Origin of the sequence: Nannocystis exedens, from assembly GCF_002343915.1 — a bacterium.
GTDB lineage: Bacteria > Myxococcota_A > Polyangia > Nannocystales > Nannocystaceae > Nannocystis > Nannocystis exedens.
The window spans coordinates 5403311-5421015 of sequence record NZ_NETK01000001.1 but is presented as its reverse complement, the minus strand read 5'-3'; the positions used below and the strand labels follow the sequence as shown (position 1 = coordinate 5421015).

Annotated in this window: 14 protein-coding genes, 1 pseudogene and 1 riboswitch; of the genes and pseudogenes, 3 read left to right on the top strand and 12 right to left on the bottom strand. The window is 71.2% G+C overall.

The genetic code is table 11. The features are described 5' to 3' along the window. Nucleotides 1-939 precede the first annotated feature (939 nt). Nucleotides 940-1410: a hypothetical protein gene (locus NAEX_RS21350; RefSeq protein WP_096329330.1), complete on the top strand. Its 471-nt coding sequence runs from the start codon at nt 940-942 to the stop codon at nt 1408-1410. 93 nt (nt 1411-1503) lie between these two features. Further along, a complete protein-coding gene (locus NAEX_RS21345) occupies nt 1504-2343 on the top strand; it encodes an MbnP family copper-binding protein (protein WP_096329329.1) in 840 nt (279 codons plus the stop codon). Nucleotides 2344-2479: 136 nt separating this feature from the next. Here NAEX_RS21345 and NAEX_RS21340 read toward each other — a convergent pair whose 3' ends face one another. The 11 genes and pseudogenes from NAEX_RS21340 to NAEX_RS21300 form a co-directional block, all read right to left on the bottom strand. Next, nucleotides 2480-4441 (bottom strand): CotH kinase family protein, encoded by a 1962-nt coding sequence (locus NAEX_RS21340; RefSeq protein ID WP_100793146.1) that lies wholly within the window; start codon nt 4439-4441, stop codon nt 2480-2482. Nucleotides 4442-4985: 544 nt separating this feature from the next. Further along, on the bottom strand, nt 4986-5141 hold the full coding sequence (locus NAEX_RS50490; protein ID WP_170135885.1) for a hypothetical protein: 156 nt from the start codon (nt 5139-5141) through the stop codon (nt 4986-4988). Nucleotides 5142-5231: 90 nt separating this feature from the next. Further along, entirely contained in the window at nt 5232-5360 is a 129-nt protein-coding gene (locus NAEX_RS53865; protein WP_256254071.1) for a hypothetical protein, read from the bottom strand. A gap of 634 nt (nt 5361-5994) precedes the next feature. Then, nucleotides 5995-6141: pseudogene (locus tag NAEX_RS21335) on the bottom strand (SDR family oxidoreductase); the annotation flags it as partial. Between the two features lie 53 nt (nt 6142-6194). After that, nucleotides 6195-6614 (bottom strand): acyl-CoA thioesterase, encoded by a 420-nt coding sequence (locus NAEX_RS21330; RefSeq protein WP_096329326.1) that lies wholly within the window; start codon nt 6612-6614, stop codon nt 6195-6197. Then, the gene (locus tag NAEX_RS21325; protein WP_096329325.1) at nt 6601-7623 is read right to left on the bottom strand and encodes a ribonucleotide-diphosphate reductase subunit beta; all 1023 of its coding nucleotides are present in this window, start codon (nt 7621-7623) and stop codon (nt 6601-6603) included. The genes NAEX_RS21330 and NAEX_RS21325 overlap by 14 nt, the downstream gene beginning before the upstream one ends. After that, nucleotides 7620-10025: a ribonucleoside-diphosphate reductase subunit alpha gene (locus tag NAEX_RS21320; protein WP_096329324.1), complete on the bottom strand. Its 2406-nt coding sequence runs from the start codon at nt 10023-10025 to the stop codon at nt 7620-7622. The genes NAEX_RS21325 and NAEX_RS21320 overlap by 4 nt, the downstream gene beginning before the upstream one ends. 203 nt (nt 10026-10228) lie before the next feature. Then, a riboswitch (cobalamin riboswitch) is annotated at nt 10229-10443 on the bottom strand. 104 nt (nt 10444-10547) lie between these two features. Then, the gene (locus NAEX_RS21315) at nt 10548-11408 is read right to left on the bottom strand and encodes a hypothetical protein (protein ID WP_096329323.1); all 861 of its coding nucleotides are present in this window, start codon (nt 11406-11408) and stop codon (nt 10548-10550) included. 69 nt (nt 11409-11477) lie between these two features. After that, nucleotides 11478-13112: an AMP-binding protein gene (locus NAEX_RS21310; protein WP_096329322.1), complete on the bottom strand. Its 1635-nt coding sequence runs from the start codon at nt 13110-13112 to the stop codon at nt 11478-11480. A 7-nt stretch (nt 13113-13119) separates the two neighbouring features. Next, nucleotides 13120-13590: a 4-hydroxylaminobenzoate lyase gene (locus tag NAEX_RS21305; RefSeq protein WP_096329321.1), complete on the bottom strand. Its 471-nt coding sequence runs from the start codon at nt 13588-13590 to the stop codon at nt 13120-13122. A gap of 45 nt (nt 13591-13635) precedes the next feature. Beyond that, nucleotides 13636-14928, bottom strand: a complete 1293-nt coding sequence (locus NAEX_RS21300) for a hypothetical protein (protein ID WP_143140799.1) — start codon at nt 14926-14928, stop codon at nt 13636-13638. Nucleotides 14929-15047: 119 nt separating this feature from the next. Between NAEX_RS21300 and NAEX_RS21295 the strand changes: the two genes are divergently transcribed. After that, nucleotides 15048-16220: a hypothetical protein gene (locus NAEX_RS21295; RefSeq protein WP_096329319.1), complete on the top strand. Its 1173-nt coding sequence runs from the start codon at nt 15048-15050 to the stop codon at nt 16218-16220. Nucleotides 16221-16253: 33 nt separating this feature from the next. Here NAEX_RS21295 and NAEX_RS21290 read toward each other — a convergent pair whose 3' ends face one another. Continuing rightward, a complete protein-coding gene (locus tag NAEX_RS21290; RefSeq protein WP_143140800.1) occupies nt 16254-17705 on the bottom strand; it encodes a hypothetical protein in 1452 nt (483 codons plus the stop codon).

Sequence of the window (17705 nt, the reverse complement as noted above, 5' to 3'; positions counted from 1 at the left end):
AGGGGCAAACATCGCAGCAATCTCGGCACAAATTGTGCCACATGGCGCCCGAATCGGCTCGCAGGCGCGCCCGCTGTCACATCCAATGCGGCACTCCATCCCACTCGCACAGACAGCTCGGATGTGTCACGATTCTCCGGCGGTGACAACGCGAATGCGTGAAGACCGCGGCGGCGATGACAGGATCGTGACACGCGCATGATGGACGGCTCTCGCCCGGTCTGCGCAAGCGCAGAAATGCCCGCACCCGTCAATGATTGCGATCGCGTCGAATTCGTCGACCACCTCGCCGCGGATGCGATGATTCGCAGGTACGCCGCTCGCGGGTCATGACCCGAGCTCGGAGCACCGATCGGCGCGACCGGCAGCTCCAGATCGATCGACCGCCCGCGCTGCCCGCCTCCTCGGCCCCTCGCGCATCGTCGTCGACGTCGCCGCGGTCGTCATCGGCGTCGGCCGCACCTGCTGCCCCTTCTCGGTTCTCTCGCGCATCCTCGACGTCGCCGCCGCGGTCGTCATCGGCGTCGGCCACACCTGCTGCCCGCCCCTCGGCCCTCGCGCGCATCGTCGTCGACGTCGCCGCGGTCGTCATCGGCGTCGGCCACACCTGCTGCCCGCCCCTCGGCCGTCTCGCGCATCCTCGACGTCGCCGCCGCGGTCGCGCCGGCCGTCCCGTGTACGCTGCCGACCTCGCGCACGCAGGTCGGCAGCGCGCGGCGGTGCATGGGGGCCGGCCTCATGGCCGCGCTCGTCACGGCAAATTCAGCGCAAGCGTCGCGACTGCCCGGATGCAAGGGGGCCGGGGCGTCGCCGGCGTGCCCCACGCGTCCCGCCGGCCGGGAGCGACGGCCTGCGACAAGCGGCCGCACCGCGGCCCTGCCGCCGCCTCGGCTACAGTCGTCCGCTCGCCGCGGTCGTGCGTACCGCGATCCACCTGCCATGAAGACGATCCTCGCGCCCCTGCTCCTCGCCCTGACGGCCTGCGGGACCACCCATTCCGGCACCGACCACGACTCGCACGACACCAGCGGCGACGACGCGCACGACACCTCGACCACCGACGGCACCAGCACCGCCGGCACCACCGAGCACGAGCACACCACCGAGCACGAGCCGACCTCGACCGGCCACGAGCACACCGCGACCGACCCGACCACCGACGGCAGCTCGCCCGCTGCCGACTATTGTGAGTGCATGCTGGTGAACTGCCACGATCAGTATCACGGCACCTGGGGCGAGGCGCACCCGCAATCGGAGATCAACTGCAACGCCGACGCCGCGATGTTCCCGACCGTCGGCACGCCGGCGATGTCCGGCGATTCGCTGGAGTGCCGGCTGTACCACTGCGAGCAAGCGGCCGGCGACGCGTCGCTGTGCGAGGCCGCCATCGGCGGCGCCCCCTGTGCCTGATCTCGCCGGCGGAACAGCGAAAACCATCGGTCCGCCGACGGACGTCCGCGCCCGCCTCCGCCCGTCCTCCGCGACCTCGGCTAAACTGGCCGGATGCGCGCGCTCCTCGTGTCCCTCGCCGTCCTCGCCGCCTGCACCGAACGCGACCCCGACGACGGCACCATCGAGCTGTTCTTCCGCCCCACCGTCGCCGGCTCCTACTTCAGCTGCAGCGAGGTGTACCCCGAGGCCGCCGCCAACGCGAAGCCGCAGGACTTCCGCGTGTTCGTGCACGCCGTCCGCCTCGTCACCGCCGACGGCACCGAGCACCCGCTGGAGCTGCTCGACGACGGCCAGTTCCAGGCCCGCGGCGTCGCCCTCCTCGACTTCGAGGACGCGAGCGGCGAGTGCCGCCGCGGCACCCCTGCCCTCAACAAGACGATCCGTGGCGTCCTCTCGGAGGCCCACCGCCGCGAGCGGGCGGACTACGTCGGCCTCCGCTTCCGCGTCGGCGTCCCGCCCGAGCTCGACCTCGCCGACCCGGCCAGCCTGCCCGCCCCGCTCGACGAGCCCACGCTCCGCTCCGCCGTCACCGGCGCCCACGTGTTCTTCGCCGCCTGGGCCAAGTTCGAGCCCTACGTCGCCACCGACCCGATCTTCTCCGGCGTCGGCGTCGACCTCGGCGCCGACGGCTGCCTCGGCACCTGCCAGCGCCCCAACCAGTTCGACGTCGCCCTCGACGGCTTCGACCCCGACTCGAGCACCATCGTCGCCGACTGGCGCAGCGTGTTCGACGGGATCGACCTGCGCTTCTGCAGCCAGGGCGCCGGCGCCCCCTGCGGCTGCTGGTCCCGCCTCGTCGACCCGCTGTGCCCCCAGATCTTCCCCCGCCTCGGCGTCGATCTGGCCAGCGGCGCCAGCACCGGCGCGCAGGTCGTGTTCAAGGTCGACTGACTCCGCCCGTCGCTGACGGCGCGTCGGAGAGCGGCGGGCCTTCAGGACATGTCCTGCAGGACATCATAAAGCCGGGCGCCGGCGCCGCGGGCCCGGCCGCGGCTCGCAAGACTGTCCCCGAGGACATGCGACGCGCTCACGGCGTCCGGCAGATGTACGGGAGCGGCGTGCCGCAGCCGAGGTCGTTCCACAGCCCGCCGGACCACGTCGGCAGGTTGACGCAGTCCTCCTCGCCGACGTTGTTGGGCTCGCCCTCGTTCCAGGCCGTGAAGGCGAGCGGGGCGCCGTCGGTCCACACGAAGTCGTCCTCGGCGTCGACGTCGTTGAGGCCGATCCACCAGTCGCTGCCGGCGACGGCGAACGCCTCGGCGACGGCCCAGTCCTGGATCTCCTGGCTCGGGATCGACAGCAGGTGCCCGCCCTGGGCCACGCAGTCGGCCTCGGCCTCGGCGAACGGCAGGGCGACGAAGCAGAGCTGGGCCGTGCCGGGGCCGGGCAGGTCCTTCTCCACGCAATGGGGGCAGAGCGGATCTTCGTCCCAGATCCCGTCGCAATTGTCGTCGTCGAGGTCGCAGGCCTCCTGCGCGTCGGGGTGGACGTCGGGGTCGTCGTCGTTGCAATCGTCGGTGCAGGCGGAGTAGCCGTCGCCGTCGAGGTCGACGTCGCTGGGGACCGTGCACGCAAGGCCGGCCTCGACCGAGGCCTTGCGCTGCAGGAAGAAGTCGACGTTGGCCGCGATCGCGTCGGTGTTCTGGCCGTCGCTGCACTCCTTGCGCGGGTCGGCGGCGACCGCCGGGGCGATGCTGGCGCCGAGCTCCGCCGCCGCGCCGGCGAGGTCGAGCGCGTCGACGCGGGCCAGCACGTGATCGACGCTGTCGGCCAGCAGCTCGCGGCACGGCAGCGACGCCGCGCACATCTGCGCCAGGCGTCCTTGCCCCCCGAACGGATCGAGGTGGTCGCGCAAGATCTGGTCGATCCCCCACGGCATGAACGTCCACAGCGCCCCGTCCTCCTGCAGGCGGTGGATGTAATAGTTGTTCTTCGTCCACGCGTAGCCGTCCCAGTGGCCGAGGTACAGCTCGGTGGCGGCGAAGTCGAGGTAGCGCGGCAGGTCGAGCACCGCGGCGACGTCGGCGGTGAACGTCGCGGGGTCGGCGATCGCGTCGAGCGCGGCCGCGAAGGCGTAGAGGTCGGCGGAGGCGATGTCGTCGCCGTTGTCCTGGTCGAACGACGGCACCAGCTGATTCTCGATGTCGCTGCCGTAGGCGCCCTCGTAAATGCTGCCCTTGTCGCTGCCGTACCAGTGGTCGAGGTAGGGCTCGTTGTCGACCGACTCGACCGCCGTGTACAGGCCGTAGGGCTCGCCGTTGACGCGCACGACCACGTGACCGGCCCGCGGTGCGGCGACGCCGACGTCGCGGAACAGCATGTAGCCGAGGATCTCCTGCTGCATGCTGCAGTCCTGGACCATGTTGTTGACGGCCAGCTTCTCGAGGCCCAAAAGCCGCTGGTCGTCGACGTAGCGGTCGAAGTTGAGCAGGAACGCCGCCTTCTGATCGAGCGTGCGATACGAGCCGTAGTTGCCCTTGAGGCGCACGCCGATCTCCGGCAGCTCGTAGGTCTGGCCGTCGATCACCGCCACCAGGTCGCCCTTGGTGTATTCCTTGCCGTCGGCGTTGAGGGCCGCGATCGCCTCGTCCGACAGCGTGATGTCGAACTCCGCCCTGGCCCCGAACGCGAACAGCGGCTCGGCCTCGGCGTAGGGGTCGGGCTCGCCGCCGGTCTCGGTGGTGGTCTCGGTGTCGCCCGTCGACGCCGTGCCGCTGGTGGTCTCGGTGTCGCCCGTCGACGCCGTGCTCGTCGTGCCGGTCGGCGGCTCGCTGGTGGTCGCGTCGGTGGTGACGACCGTGGTCGCGTCGTGGGTGGTCGGGTCGGTGGCCGTGCCGGTCGTCGGCGCCGTCGTCGGGCCGGCAGTCGTCGTGGTCTCGCCGCCGCTGGTGCCCGTGGTCGGATCGGTGTCGGTGGTCTGCGCCGAGGGGCCGGTGCAGGCGACAGCGACGAGGAGCGGTGCGGTGCGATAGGCGAAGTTTCGAGCCATGGTCCGCGACGGTACGCCGACCGCCGTCGACCAGCAGGGTCGGCGTTTGCGGGCCAGGCGCGCCTGGCCGGGTCGCTTGCGACGAGCGAGGCCCCGGGACGACGCGTGCATGGCGGCCGCCGAGTCCGCCCCCGCGCACGACGCCCCCGAGTCCGCACGATGGCGCGCCCGGGCCTGCCCGGCAAGACGGCGATCCTCCGCGAGACCACAATGTCCCTTCAGGCAGGTGCAATGATTCGCGCGCCCGGCGGACTCAGCGACAGCCCAGGCACGATCGAACCACCACAGGCGAAGTGCGACCCGCAGATCGAGGGCCGCGGCGCATGACGGCCTCAGCACCGGCTGATTCGCACCGCCTGACGCCATACAAATTGCGACCCCGGCGAGAATCGCCACGACTCCCTCGCCGCGAAGGGTGACCGCCGTGCTTGCCGCCCGAAAGCGGCTGTTCGGCGGCCAGCCTCTGGCCGTCGAACAGGGGCCCGTGACATGTCCCCGAGGACACCTCGCATCGAAGCCGGCGCCGGCGGTCAGCCTCTCACGGCTACGGCCGTGCCAAAGTTCCGGGGAAGGGCCGGACGCGAAGGTCGGAGGCCATGGACAGCAGGGCGGCGAGCTCGGCGGGCCACAGCCGGCGTAGCACGTCGTCGGCGGCGAGCGTGCCCACGGCGAGCGAGACGTCGACGTAGGCCGGGTGCACGTCGTCTGCGAGCGTGCTCGCCAGGGCCCGCGCGTGGGCCTGCCCATCATGCTGCGAGCTCTCCGTGCAGCCGCGCGACTCCGAGGACGATCATCTGAAGATGTCGAAGTTGCCGAGGACGATCCACAAAAGGATGAAGATCAGGACGGTGCCAATGACACCACCGCCGAGCTTCCAAGCCCCAACACCCGCGACGGCACCTCGTAGAAGTTTGCTCATGGTGGTACTGATTTGGCCGCTTTTTGCTGGCGCGCCAGTGCGCGGAGTGCGCAATTCACAATGGGCGAATGCAGCGTGGGCGGCGGACCTGGGCCTAACTTTGTCGTAATTGCAGACATCGAGCGTGCTCGAGTGAGGCGGGAACATGAACTGCTTACGAGCCTGTGGACCCCCAAGTCGCGCCGGTGGCGTTCACCCCGCGCGCCGACAGGGGTCGCATCACTGCCCGGTGCGCGGCACTTGGCGCGCAGGGACCGTGTCCCTGGAGCGGTTCTCGGGCGTGCTCGCCCCGCGCGATACCAGCGGCCTGAGCGAGCGAGCCGCCGCGAAGGCGATCGCCTGGCCGCTGACCGACGAGCCGATCCAGCAAACCGACGCGGCCTGCCGCCGGGCACGCCGCCGCGCTCGCGCCGCCGCAGCTCGGCGCGCTCATCGCCGCGACCCGCATCCGTGCGTTCGACAACCTGTGGTTTCGCCGCGACGAGCGCCTGATCCAGGCCTCGCTCGTGCCGTGGCTGCCGGGCGCCGATCACGGCCCGCGATCGACGCCGCCGCCCGGGCGCCCCGCGACCCCGGGGGAGACGAGGACGCCGATCTACCGAGCCCGTGAAGCCGCCGAGCGGCGCGGCGCGCCTCACACCTGGGCGACGCCGCCGTCGACGAACAGCTCGATGCCGGTGATGAACGTGCTGTCGTCGGAGGCGAGGAACAGCGCCGCCCTGGCGATCTCCTCGGGCTTGCCGAGCCGCCCGAGCGGCAGGCTGGCGGCCAAGTTGGCCTTGAGCCCCTCGACCTGGTCCGCCGGCACACCCGGCCCTCCGTCAAGCAGCTCCCTCAAGCGCCCGCGAGCGGAGGCACCGCAGTGGGATTCCCGTGCGCATCGAGGGCCACCAGCACGAACCGCCCGCGCGTCCCGAGCTGGCGATCCCCGGTGAGCAGATCCTCGGCGAACACCTCGACCTCGACCGTGATCGAGGTCCGCCCCGTCCCCACCACGCGGGCGATCAGCTCCACGAGCTGCCCCTGCCGGATCGGCACATGAAAGTCGACGCGCTCGCTGCTCGCCGTCACCACCGTGCGCCGCGCGTACCGCGAAGCCGCCACGAACGCCGCCTTGTCCATCAGCGCCAGCGCCTGCCCGCCGAACAGCGTCCCGTAGTGGTTCGTCTGCTCGGGAAACACCATCTCGACGAGCCGGGCCTCGCGCACGCGGCCCGCCTCGATCCGCTCGTTGTTGTCGTCAGAACGCTGCATCGAGCACCACCTGTCCGGACACGCCGACCTGGTACGCCGAGACCCGGCGCTCGAAGAAGTTTGCCACCTCCTGCACGTCCTGCAATTCCATGAACGCGAGCGGGTTCTTCACCCCGTAGCGGCGCGTCATCCCCAGCGTCGTCAGCCGCTGGTCGGCGCAGAACTCGAGGTACTGGCGGATGTCGGCGACCGACAGCCCCGCCACGCCGCCGCCGACCAGGTCCTCGGCGAATTGCGTCTCGCAGTCGATCGCCTCCGCGATCATCGCCTGCACCTCGGCCTCGAGCGACGCGTCGAACAGCTCCGGCTCCTCGCGGCGGATCGTGCCGACCACCTCGAACGCGAACCGCATGTGCGCGCTCTCGTCGCGGAACACCCAGTTGGTGCCGGCCGCCAGCCCGTGCAGCAGCCCGCGCGAGCGCAGGAAGTACACGTAGGCGAACGCGCCGAAGAAGAACAATCCTTCGACGCACGCTGCGAAGCAGATCAGGTTGAGCACGAAGCGGCGCCGCTGCTCGCGGGTCTCGAGCCGCTCGGTGCCCTGCAGCGAGTCGAGCCAGCGCATGCAGAACTCGGCCTTGCGGCGGATCGACGGGATCGTCTCGATCGCCGCGAACGCCCGGTGGCGCTCGTCGGGGTCGGGCACGTACGTGTCGAGCAGCGTCAGGTAGAACTGCACGTGCAGCGCCTCCTCGTAGAGCTGGCGCGACAGGTACATCCGCGCCTCGGGGGCGTTGATGTGGCGGTACAGGCTCAGCACCACGTTGTTGGCGACGATCACGTCGCCGGTGGCGAAGAACGCGACCAGCCGCTGCACGAGGTGTCGCTCGGCCGGCGACATCCGGCCGCGCAGGTCGGCGACGTCGGTCGAGAAATCGACCTCCTCGACCGTCCAGGTGTTCTTGATCGCCGCCCGGTACATCTCGAAGAATACCGGGTAGGCCATCGGCCGGAGGGTGAGGCACAGGCCGGGGTCGAGCAGGCGGGCGGGGCGGTGGACGTGACTCATTGGCAGGCCTCACAGGATTCGGGGTTCTCGAGCGAGCACGCGACCGCCGCCCGCGGCGCCGGCGGCTCGGCGCCGGTCGCCACCGTGGCCTTGGCGATCCGCGTCGCCGGGCGCGAGCGCAGGTAGTAGGTCGTCTTGAGCCCGCGCTTCCACGCGTAGAAGTACATGCTCGACAGCTGGCCGATGCTCGGGCTCTCGATGAACAGGTTGAGCGACTGGCTCTGGTCGATGAACGCCCCGCGCTCGGCCGCCATGTCGATGAGCGAGCGCATCGGCAGCTCCCACGCCGTGCGGTACACCAGCTTGAGCGCCTCCGGCAGCCCCTCGAGCTGCTGCACCGAGCCCTCGGCCAGCTTGAGCCGGTCGCGCGTCGCCTCGGTCCACAGCCCGAGCTGCTTGAGCGTCGCCACCAGGTAGCGGTTGACCTGCAGGAAGTCGCCCGACAGCGTCTCGCGCTTGAACAGGTTCGACACCTGCGGCTCGATGCACTCGTAGCAGCCGGCGATCGCCGCGATCGTCGCCGTCGGCGCGATCGCCACCAGCAGCGAGTTGCGCAGCCCGTGCGCGCGGATGTCCGCCCGCAGCCTGTCCCATCGGGCAGGTTCGCGCGGCGTCACGTGCCAGGCGTCGAACTGCAGCTCTCCGCGCGCCACCCGGGTCTCGCCGAAGGCCGGGTGCGGCCCGCGCTCCTGCGCCAGCGCGCACGAGGCCGCCAGCGCGTGGAAGTACACCTCCTCGGAGATCTGCCGCGACAGCGCCCGCGCGGCCGCGCAGTCGAACGCGAGCCCGAGCTGGAAGAACACGTCCTGCAGGCCCATGAGCCCGAGCCCGACCGGCCGCCACTGATGGTTCGAGTCGCGCGCCCCGGGCAGCGAGTAGTAGTTGAGGTCGATCACCCGGTCGAGCTGCCGCACCGCCTGCCGCACCGTCCGCGACAGCTTCTCGAAGTCGAACTCGACCTGTCCTTCGGGGCCTGTCCTCGTGTGCCGCGCGAGGTTGATCGAGCCGAGGTTGCACACCGCGACCTCGTCGCCGGCCGTGACCTCGACGATCTCCGTGCACAGATTCGACAGGTGCACCACCCGCCCCGGCGCCCCGGTCTGGTTGCAGGTGGTGTTGCAGCGATCCTTGAAGGTCATCCAGCCGTTGCCGGTCTGCGCCAGCGTCCGCATCATCCGCGCGTACAGCTCGCGCGCCGGCACCGTGCGCACTGCCAGGCCGGCCTGCTCGTACTCGACGTAGCGGGCCTCGAACGCCTCGCCGTACAGGTCGGGCAGGTCCTTCACCGTCTTGGGGTCGAACAGGCTCCACGCCGCGTCGGCCTCGACCCGGCGCATGAACAGGTCGGGCACCCAGTTGGCGAGGTTGAGGTTGTGCGTGCGGCTGGCCTCGTCGCCGGTGTTGTCGCGCAGCTCGAGGAACGCCTCGATGTCGGCGTGCCACGACTCGAGGTACACGCAGCAGGCGCCCTTGCGCTTGCCGCCCTGGTTGACCGCCGCCACCGACGCGTCGAGCGTCTTCAGCCACGGCACGATGCCGCAGGAGATCCCGTTCGTCACGGTGATCAACGAGCCGCGCGAGCGCACCCGGTGATACGCCAGGCCGATGCCGCCGGAGAACTTCGACAGCATCGCGACGTCGTGGTAGCGCTGATAGATGTGCGACAGCTGGTCGCGCGGCGAGTCGAGCAGGAAGCAGCTCGCCAATTGTTCGTGCCGCGTGCCGGCGTTGAACAGCGTCGGCGAGCTCGGCAGGTACTCGAGCGCCGACAGCAGCGCGTACAGCTCGCGCGCCTCGGCCACCGACTCGGCCAGGGCGCAGGCGATCCGCATGAAGAACTGCTGCGGCGTCTCGATCACCTGCCGCGTCTGCGGGTGGCGCAGCAGGTAGCGGTCGTAGACCGTGCGCAGGCCGAAGTACTCGAACTCGAGGTCGCGCGACCGATCGATCGCCGCGTCGAGCTCGCCCGCGGCCGCGCCGACGAACGCCTGCAGCCGCTCGTGGATCAGGTTCAGCCGCCGGCCGAGCGCGACCGACTCGGAGAACGTGCGCACCCCGGCGAGCCCGACCTCGGCCTCGATGTACGCCGACAACAGCCGCGCGGCCAGCCGCGAGTACTGCGGCTCCTCGGCGATCAGCGCCGCCGCGGTCTGGATCGACAGCAGGTCGAGCTCCTGCGTGGTCGCGCCGTCGTACAGCCCGCTGATCGTCCGCGTCGCCACCCGCACCGCGTCGACCGCGTCGAGGCCGGCGCAGCAGCGGTCGACCGCCTGCACGATCTTGTGGATGTCGACCGGCTCGAGCGCCCCGCTGCGCTTCTTCACCCGCATGCTGGTCTGAAAACCAGGTCGGGTCGGCTCACCCGAAAGCGTCGCCTCGCTCGTCGTGCTGTCCCTGTCCATCTCGCCCTCCTCGTGTTCGCGCGTGGACCGCGAGGAGGAGCCGGGGCAGAGGGTCAGCGCGAGCGAACGCCCTGCACCGACCTCTCGCCCCCGCGGGCGACCGGAAGTCGGCGCGGGACAGGGGCAGAGGCGAGTCGCGGGGTCCCGCTTCGCATGCACCGCGCCTCCCGCGAGGCTTCCAGGTCGTTCCGGCGGCGGATGTCTCCCGTCGCCGGGCGCAGGCAGGTCTTCGGGCTCACGAGCCGCTCGACGTCGCCGCCGAGTTCCTACTGCCCACACTTCCCGGCCGCGCGGCCAGTGCTCCGTGGGGGTCGTTCTCGCTTACCGCTGCGGGGCAGCCCCGGATTCTCACCGGGTTCCCTTTTAAACCCGCTGCGTCTTCGCAAACGCAGAGGGTACCAGCGCCGACCGCAATATATGGGGGTGCCTGCAGGGCGTCAACACAAAATGTGGGAGACCTGCGCATCCGCGCAGCATCCTCGACAGCGACGACCATGCTCTAGCTGTCCCGAGGGACAGGTCCTACGGCGAGCACTCGACCTCGCGGGAGATCCACGCCAGGAAGTCGACGTAGGTCTCGTCGGTCTTGTTCGCGAACTTGTCGTGCCCGCCGTGCATCACCCCGCCGGCGCTCTCGGCCAGCGGCTTCAGCAAGAGGAGGCTCTGCTCCGGGTCGTCGTAGTCCACGAGCCCGCGCTCCAGCACGTTGCGCATCGTCATCAACGACCCGAGCTCGCACGAGCCGGTGGCGATCCACTTCGGCGCCTCGATCTCGGAGCTGTCGAAGTGGCACGGGAAGCAGCGGTCGCGCCACGCGTACACCTTGTGGCGGAACAGCGACTCGCGGGTCAGCGGCGAGCAATCGCCGGGGTCGACCCACGCCGGCGCCGCGTCGTCCTCCTCGCACTCCTCGCCGCTCGGCTCGCCGCACGGCGAATCGCCGGACCAGCACAGCCCACATTGCGCCGTCGCCTCGATCCACGCCAAAAACGCCTGGTACTCCTCGTCGATCACCGACGGGTCGATCAGCGGGCTCGCCGGGTCGGCGCGGGAGATCCACCCCAGCACCACGCTCGCCTCCGGCGCGCTCAGGTCGACCAGACCCTTCGACTCGAGGCACGCCATCGTCTGACACGGCGTGTCCTGCACGAACATCTCCATGTCGACGCCCGACAGGTGACAGGTGTTGCAGGTCTTCGGTCGGTCCGTCGCCAGCAGCGGCGCGATCCTTTTGATGAAGAGCTCGTCCGGCCCGCCGGCGCAGTCGATCGGCGCGCCGGTGCTCGCGCCCGTGGTGCTCGTGCTGCTGCTCGCGTCGGTGCTCGCGGGCGTGGCCCCGCCGCAGGCGGTCAGGAGCAGGACGGCGGCGAGGGCGACGCGCACGCCTCACCGTACCGGAGTTCCCGGCGACGGGCACGCGACCATCGGTCGCAGGCCCCGCGGCCGCCCGCGTCACTCGCTGCGCGCGGCCTGCTCGAGCTCGGCGACGGCGATCTCGCGCATCCGGTATTTCTGGATCTTCCCGGTCACCGTCATCGGGAAGCTTTCGACGAATTTCCAGTACACGGGCGCCTTGAAGCGCGCCAGCTTGGCCAGGCAGAACTGCCGCAGCTCGTCGGCGGTGACGCTGGCGCCGGGGCGCAGCTTGATCCACGCCATCACCTCCTCGCCGTAGCGCTGGCTCGGCACCCCGATCACCTGCGCCTCGCTGACGGCCGCGTGCGTGTGCAGCAGCTCCTCGACCTCGCGGGGATAGATGTTCTCGCCGCCGCGGATGATGAGGTCCTTGATCCGCCCGACGATGCTGACGTACCCCGCGTCGTCGACCACCGCCAGGTCGCCGGTGTGCATCCAGCGGGCCTCGTCGATGGCCGCGCGGGTGGCCGCGGGGTCGTTCCAGTAGCCGAGCATCACGCTGTAGCCGCGGGTACACAGCTCGCCGCGCACGCCTCGCGGCACGACCGCCCCCGTCGCGGGGTCGACGATCTTCACCTCGAGGTGCGGGTGGACCCGCCCGACCGTCGTCACCCGCTGCTCGAACGGGTCGTCGCAGGCGCTCTGCGTCGACACCGGCGACGTCTCCGTCATGCCGTAGCAGATCGTCACCTCGTGCATGTGCATGCGCGACTGCACCTGCTTCATCGTCTCGACCGGGCACGGCGAGCCGGCCATCACCCCGGTGCGCAGCGTGCTCAGGTCGAACTCGGCGAACCGCGGGTGCTCGAGCTCGGCGATGAACATCGTCGGCACGCCGTAGAGCGAGGTGCAGCGCTCCTCCTGCACCGCCTCGAGCGTCGCCGCCGGGTCGAACACCTCGCCGGGGATCACCATGCACGCGCCGTGGCTCGTACACGCGAGGTTGCCGATCACCATGCCGAAGCAGTGGTAGAACGGCACCGGGATGCAGACCCGATCGCGCTCGCCGTAGCGCAGCGTCTCGCCGATGTAAAACCCGTTGTTGAGGATGTTGTGGTGCGACAGCGTCGCCCCCTTGGGCGCGCCGGTGGTGCCGCTGGTGTATTGAATGTTGACCGGGTCGTCGAATTGCAGCGTCGCCTCGCGCGCCGCCAGGTCGTCCTCGGACACCGACGACCCGCCCGCCAGCAGCGCGTCCCAGCCGTCCTCGAACACGATCGTCAGGCGCAGCGCCGGGCAGCCCGGCATCACCTCGGCGACCATCGCCGCGTAGTCCGAGCCGCGGTGCCGCCGCGCCAGCAGCAGCACCGACACGCCCGACTGGCGAAGCGCGTACTGCAGCTCGTCGACCCGGTAGGCCGGGTTGATGTTGACGAGGATCGCTCCGACCCGCGCCGCCGCGTACTGCGAGATCACCCACTCGGCCCGGTTGGGCGACCAGATCCCGACCCTGTCGCCGCGCTGCACCCCGAGCGCCATCAGCCCGCGCGCGGCCTGGCCGGTCCACGCCCACAGCTGCGAGTACGTCGCGCGGAAGCCCTGCGAGCGGACCACCAGCGCCTCGGCGTCGGGCACCCGCAGCACCGTGCGCCGCAGGTTGTCGCCGATCGTCTCGCCCAGCAGCGGGGTCGCGCTGGTGCCGTGCACGTACGACAGCCTCGGCGTCGTCATCGCCGCGTCACGTCGCCGGGGTGAACTGGATCGCGCCTTGCGGCAGCAGGTAGAGCACGAACGCCCGCCCGCCCGCGACCGTCGGCGTGTGCGCGCTGCCCGGCGGATACACGCACCAGCCGGCGCCGTGGCCGTCGAACTTCGCCTCGCCCTCGAGCGGCATCACCATGTCGATCTCGCCGTTCGGATGCACGTGGTGCCCGCCGGCGATCTCGTTCATGTCGACGACGTCGACCGAGAACCCGTGCGTCGCCGGCCCGGCCTTGATCACCCGCCCGTACTTGATGCCCGCGTGCTCGCGGCTGCACATCCACCCGGCCGCCACGGCCTCGCGGCAGGCCTGCGCGATCGCGGCGAACTCGGGCCCGTCGGCCGGGACCTCGCGGTTGAGCCACTCGGCCAGATCGGCGTCGAGCGAGCGTCCTGCGACCTTCGCGGTGAGGTCGACCATCAGGGCTTCGAAGCGCGGCAGATCCATGATCGTCGGCCGACGCTAGGCCGTTTCGCGCGCGCCCGCAACCCCTCACGCCGCGGTCCACGGCGGCAGCGCCGCGAGCGGGATCCGCCGCACCACCCTGGGCTCCCCGCGCATGTCAGCGGGGCCGACCCGCACCGCCACCTCGTCGCTCGAGATCCACAACACCCGCTCGATCGCATGCTCGGCCGGCGCTCGCAAGACCCGCTGCTCTCGCGGGTCGAGCCGGACGACCATCACCTCGCCGAGGCTCTCGCGCAGGGGAATCGCCACCACGCCGCCGCCGAAGTGCGGCGTCGGCATCGTCTTCGACGGCACGGCCAGCACGCGCTGCGCGTTCGCCAGCGCCGGCCCATCGATCACGTCCGCCGCCCACAGGTCGATGGTTTTATAGAAGTTGTTGTTGTCGCGCCCGCGGCCCTCGACCCACACCGCGCGAGCTCCGTCGATCAGCACCGGGCTCGTGCCGTCCACCGGCTCGCGATGCAGCGGGTGAGCCCGCTCGCCGAGCCGCGCGGCCATCGGCCGCTCGGGGATGGCCGCGTACGAGAACACCACCGCGTCGCCGTGACCGCTCGCGCAGCACTCCCAGCCGTCGTGCGAACCGGGCACCTCGTACCATCGCTCGCCCTCCGGGTCGAACCAGCGCAAAGGTCCCCCGTTCTGCTCGACCATCACGCGCCCGCCGACCGACAGCACCGACTCGCTGATGAAGCCGCGGAACTTTCCCCGCGGCAGCACCGCCGCCACCTCGCGCCAGCTCGGGTCCTCGGCCAGCGGGCCCCGCAGGTACGCGCGCGAGACGTCGGCGTCGTCGCTGTCGAACAACACCTCGACCACCGCGCCGTCGTCCGAGAGGCCGACCTGTCCCAAGGAACATTGCGCGTCCTCCGGCCCCTCGACCGCGAAGAACGGCAGGCCGTCGCGCGGCGCCAGCAGGTAGCGCGAGCGCCGGCCCGGCAGCGAACGGCGCACCGCGATCGTCACCTGCCCGCCGCGCGACAGCCCCGTCAGGTCGACGTCGGGCGCCAGCGCCCCGGCGGTTCGGGTCGGCGTCTCGACGCAGCCCTCCGGCCCGCCCGCGCACGGCTTCCACGCCAGCGGCGGGCCCAGGCTCGCCGGCGCGTCGGCGATCTGCAGCTCGCAGCCGGGCGCGACCGTCAGCGTCGTCCACGTCGTGCTCGCCGGCGGTGACTTCGGCGGCAGCGGCTCGCGCGGCGCGGCCGGCTCCGGCGGCGCCTCCGCGGGCTCTTTTGCGACAACGTCCGCCGGCGACGGCGACGGCGCGTGCGGCGTGCAGGCGAAGATCGTCATCACCAGAGTGAGCACGGGGCGTCGCATCGGCGCGACCATACCATACGAGTTATGCAGCTCGGGCCCGCTCGAACTCGCACGATTGGCGATCGGTCCGCGCTCGGCGCGCGCATTCGACCCCGCGCAGCGCGTGCTAACCGATAAACATGCCGACCCTCCATTCGTGTGGCGCCCTCGTGGCTTTGCTCGGCGGCCTCGTCCTCGGCGGCTGTCGCCCCGGCGGCGGCACGACCTCCGGCGAGACCGACGACGGCACCACCGCTGGCGAGACCTCGGCCTCCAGCACCCTGCCGCCGGAGGAGATCGGCCCGCGCGAGGGGCCGTGGGAGGTCGCCGTCGACGCCTTGCCGTTCCCGCTCGCCGACATCCGCACGCTCACCGTCGGCCGCAAGGAGTATGACGGTAACTTCGCCAACCGCGGCGTCGTCGAGGTCCTCCTCGATCACGACGAGGAGACCATCACCATCGAGACCCGCAAGTACGTGTTCGGCGACGCCCTCGAGACCGAGGTGCTCGAGCGGCTGTCGCTGTGGGCATTCGTCCTCGCCGGCAACCCCGTGCCCCGACCCCCGGCCGAGAACGATTGCACCAAGGGCGCCTGGAAGCACAACTGTGCGATCTACGCCTATTACGACGGCCAGACGCAGCCGCTCCGCACCGGCATGGACATCCGCGTCCACCTGCCGCGAGGGTATCGCGGCGAGCTGTTCGTCACCACCGAGGACAACACCGCCGAGGACGCCTGGCCGCGCCGCAGCGACGTCACCGTCCTCGACCTGTGCAGCGGCGGGGAGATCGAGCTCCAGGCCGGGAGGGCCAGGGTCCGGATGTGTCGCGACCTCTCGCCGGCCCCCGCCTGTCCGCCGGCCAGCGTCGCGGCCTGCGAGGGCTTCCCCGACGGCAGCGGCCGCGAGGCCTGGTCCCCCGAATGTCCGTGCGGCGTCGACAACTTCGGCCAGCTCGTGATCACCGCCCCGGAGCCGTGGGCCGCCGACATCACCGTCGACGTGCCGACGGGCGTGTGGCTGAACGCCACCCTGCAGAACATCGCGCCGATGAAGCAGCCGCAGTGCCTGCCGCAGCTCGGCGACTGCGAGGCCCCGCGCTGCATCCTCGACGACACCGACCCGTTCGCGCCGACCGCCGAGTTCAACTATCCGAGCGAGGCCGCCCCGCACGGCGCCGGCTTCAACTTCTCCGCCGTCAGCGGCGGCTGCACCCTCATCCCCTACGCCGAACCCGGCGCGCCGTGGACCCCGGGCGAGCCGCCGAAGGAGGAGCTGCGCGGCAAGGTGCAGCTCTGCAGCGGCTGCCTGTGAGCCTCACGCCGCGGCGCGGACCGAGCCACGACGCTATGGACAGACGGGGACCGCCGCCGCGCAGCCGGTGAACCAATTGGCCGCATCATGGCATTCCGCCAGTTGCCCCTGATCGACGGCAGCGGCGCACTCGGTGAAGAAGGCCGGCTCTCGCAGGGCGCAGCTTTTGGCGACCCCCCAATTGCGATCGTCGCACGAGCCGAGGCAGGAGACATCGCATTCACCGCGGAGCCAGGTGGCGGTACCGTCGCCGCGGAGATAGACGCGGTCGTCCAGGTCGGGATCACCGAGGTTGGTGTGGGTGCGGAGGACGGCGGGGGCGTCGGCGAGGACGGCCTCGAAGATGCAATCGTCGGCGGGATCCCACTCGAAGCCGCCGTCGAGGTCGGGGCACGGCTGCGGCAACCCGCAGCCCTCCATCAGGTCGAGGGCGGCATCGCCGGGGCAGACGCCGCCGGCGCACACGCAGGCGCACTCGGGCGGCGAGCCGGGGGCGCCGCACTCGGTCCAGTGCGACGGGTGCTCGGTGCCGAAGGACCCGCAGCCCTCGCTGCCGGACCGGGCAATGTGCAGAGCGCCGTCGACGACGGCGAAGAAGGCGCTGTCGTACTCCGGATCGGTGGCGGCGACGTCGGCCGCGCAATAACCGGCGGGCGACAGGGTGCACAGGGCCGGATCGTCGACGACCTCGGCGTGCACCCACAGCGCGCAGCCGGCGAGGCTGCACTTGGTCGGGTCGTCGAGGGTCTCGCAGAAATCGACGGAGGGCGCCATGGCCGGGGCGATGACGGCGTCGATCTGAAAGCCGACGTCGGCGCCCGCGCCGTCATTGGGCATGGTGAGCTTGGCCTGGAACGTGATGTGCTCGCCGGGCGCCCTGCCGACCCACCGCGCGTCCAGCTCGCCGATGCCCTGGCTCTGCACATAGTCGAAGGTCTGCGCCTGGCCGGGGGCAGACGTGAATGTGTAGAGGACGTCGACGCCGTCGTAGACGCCCGGCTCGGGCGGCCAGCTGCTCGTGCCGTAGATGCGCTCGCCGTCGCTGACGACGACCTCGAGCAGGCTCTCGGGGCCGTCGCCGACCGCGGGACCGAACGCGAGGCGCACGCCGCCGAGCCTGTCGCCGTCCCAGCGGATGCACGCGGCGGGGGTGCCGTCGGGATAGACGACGCCGGGGTCGAAGACCTCGGACGGCGCCGCGCCGGCCACGTTGAGGTTCAGGTCGGCGACCACGGCGGCCGGGAGCTCCCACTCGCCGTCACAGGGGTCGACGTCGGCGCCCGTGGTGCCGCTATCCGTCGGATCGCCGGTGCTCGTGGTCGGCAGCCCGGTGGTGGTGGGATTCGCCGTCGTCGTGGTCGCGCCAGGGTCGCTCGTGGTGGAGGAGGGATCGGTGTCGGGGCCGTCGGTGGCGGCCTTGCCGGGGCCGCAGGCCGCTCCGGTCAGGACGGCGAGCAGGACACGGGATCGAAGCCAGGCAGACAT